We start from the raw sequence: 2,821 nt of genomic DNA on the forward strand, positions 1-2,821 counted from the left end.
CGTTCTGCAACAGAATGCGTAGGTATTCTCGACATCTGTATGCATTTCAATTTGAGCGATGAAAATATAAGCTTAACGTCACGTCACTCGTTACTACGAATCGTTTTTATGTTGACCAAAATGGCTCGGATCACTTCGGGAACGCAAGCGGGCAGGCAAACGTTCACGTGAGCGCTTGTGCGAGCTGTTTGATTTTCGAAGTGCGATTGCCATACCTATTGCCTCTAATATCTCCTTGCTAAAACCCTTGACTGTTTTTAATAGCAATAGTCAAAGTAGCAATGTCACCCATGAACGTATTGAGCATAGCAATCGTATTATCAAAGTTCATCGATAAAATGCCGGCGATAATAAATACTAAGCCTTTAGGTCCCTGTTGAGTCCCAGGTTCACTGGCTTGCGCGACCAAAACGCAACCACGTACAAACCACAACACTCCTGCAGTGCGAATTAATAAGCCCATAGAGCTATAAATATTTGTCGGATTATAATCAGTATAGGTTAAGACATTCCCCACACCAAATGCAGTATTTGCAGCTAAATTTAAAGCAGAAGGCAAATACAACAAAATAGAGCCAAAAAATAAATAAATCATTGGGGAATACATTTTTTCATTTGAAGAGCTTTGGGCTCGGTGATTACCAATTTTCATAAATTTCATAATGGAAATAATGAAAAATAAAATACCCAATAAGTAAGCACCCCCGGTAATTAATCGTTGTACAGGGTACAAAGATTGGCTAATATTGCCTAGAATAGTAATTAAATCCATCGTAGTCATAAGTTAATTATATGCTCACAACCCTTGCATTGCATAATTTTTTCCTTATATTAGGCACTTTAGAATAAAAGTTGATACACTCATGCACATTAATACCTTCCCCATTACTTTAAAAGAATCATTTATGATTTCGCCTAAAGTAAAACATTTCATATTTACTTGCGAATTGATGCCTCATTTTGATTATACTCCTGGGCAATTCATTACAATTCATTTTGAATATGAAAGTAAAGCTTTAAAACGGAGTTACAGTATTGCAAATGAACCAAAAAAAGACAATACGATCGAGTTTGCTGCAGGATATTTTGAAAATGGTCCAGGAACTAAGCTTTTATTTAATTTAAAACCCGGTGATGTCCTTAACATTAGCGGCCCCTATGGCCGTCTGGTACTGAAAGATGAAGTTCCCGGGCGCTACATCCTTGTTGCAACCAGTACCGGGATTACCCCTTATCGGGCAATGTTAGCGGAACTTGAAAAACGTATTAAAGAGCAACCTAATTTGCACGTGATCATATTGCAAGGTGTGCAACGACGTGAAGAAATCCTTTATTCTGAGGAATTTCAAACACTTATGCAGAAATACCCACAAGTGCAATTCATGCCCTATTTAAGTCGTCAACCCACAGAAAATTTATTCGAACCTGAACGCATTGGTTATGTACAACACGCATTCCCAACCTTAAATTTAAATCCACAACAAGATATAATTTATTTATGTGGAAATCCAAGTATGATTGACGAGGCATTTCACTATTTAAAAGAGCAAGGCTTCACCATGCAACAAATTATTCGTGAAAAATATATTTCAAGATAACGACCAGGAGTGAGTAGATTATGAGTTATGAAGAATTATCAGCAACTATGGAGCAAATGCTGCAAGAAGGTAAAGGTATTCTAGCTGCTGATGAAAGCAATAGTACTATTGGTAAACGCTTTGATTCAATTAAAACTGAAAACAATGAGCAAAATCGTAGGGATTATCGCTTATTGCTGGCAACTACTCCAGATTTGGAGAAATACATTAATGGCGTCATCTTGTTTGAAGAAACCTTTGACCAAACAGATGAACAGGGCACACCGATTGCTAAATTATTTGCGGATAAAGGCATTATTCCTGGAATTAAAGTGGATAAAGGCTTAGTGGAATTAGCAAATACTGAAGGCGAAAAAGTAACTCAAGGTTTAGATGGTCTTGTTGAACGCTTACAACATTTTAAAAGATTAGGTGCTCGTTTTGCTAAATGGCGCAACGTTTACTCTATTTCTGACTTTACTCCAAGCTTAACTGCTGTAAAGACTGGCGCTGAAAATTTAGCTCGTTATGCAGCAGCCTGCCAAGAAGCAGGTATTGTTCCTATTGTTGAGCCTGAAGTATTAATGGATGGCGCGCACAGCATTGAGCATTGCGCGGAAGTGTGTGAAATTGTATTACATGAAGTGTTCCATGCATTATTTATTCACCAAGTTGAATTAGAACATATTATTCTAAAACCAAGCATGGTAACCTGTGGTAAAGACAACACTCCATTCAGTTCTCCAGATGAAGTTGCTGATTTCACTATAGGGGTATTCCGCAATAATGTCCCTGCAGCAGTTCCAAGCATTAATTTCTTATCTGGCGGCCAAACACCAACACAGGCTACAGAGAATTTAAATGCCATCAATAGCATAGGACATCAGCCTTGGTTACTCAGCTTCTCTTATGGTAGAGCATTGCAAGAAGATTGTTTAGCGACTTGGTCTGGTAAAAAAGAAAACATTTCTGCGGCACAAGAAGCCCTGTTAAAACGTGCTCGTTTAAACAGTCTAGCATGCATTGGTGATTACCAAAGCGATATGGAATAGACTCGTAATGACACATGGAAGTGTTATCCCGAGCTTGAGATATCCGCATAAAGTTAACCGATATGAAGCAAACATCTTTAATTAACCGGACTCAATTTTGAACTCTCTTTTTTGAAGGGTATTAAAAAATTAACTAGCTCGCGCAAGCGCTCATTCACGTGAACGTTTGCCTGCCCGCTTGCGTTCCCGAAA

At 38.3% G+C, this 2,821-nt stretch carries 3 protein-coding genes; 2 read left to right on the forward strand and 1 reads right to left on the reverse strand.

The features are described from left to right. Nucleotides 1-238: 238 nt before the first annotated feature. Nucleotides 239-781, reverse strand: coding sequence for a type IV secretion protein IcmC (locus QM652_RS14420; RefSeq protein WP_415077006.1), 543 nt, complete (start codon nt 779-781; stop codon nt 239-241). 82 nt (nt 782-863) lie between these two features. On the opposite strand from QM652_RS14420, the gene QM652_RS14425 reads away from it, so the two are divergent. Both QM652_RS14425 and QM652_RS14430 read left to right on the forward strand, forming a co-directional pair. Further along, nucleotides 864-1,598, forward strand: coding sequence for a ferredoxin--NADP reductase (locus tag QM652_RS14425; protein ID WP_415077008.1), 735 nt, complete (start codon nt 864-866; stop codon nt 1,596-1,598). Nucleotides 1,599-1,618: 20 nt separating this feature from the next. Then, the gene (locus tag QM652_RS14430) at nt 1,619-2,629 is read left to right on the forward strand and encodes a class I fructose-bisphosphate aldolase (RefSeq protein WP_415077010.1); all 1,011 of its coding nucleotides are present in this window, start codon (nt 1,619-1,621) and stop codon (nt 2,627-2,629) included. The last annotated feature ends 192 nt before the right edge of the window (nt 2,630-2,821 follow it).

Origin of the sequence: Legionella sp., from assembly GCF_047605385.1 — a bacterium.
Classification (GTDB): Bacteria; Pseudomonadota; Gammaproteobacteria; order Legionellales; family Legionellaceae; genus Legionella.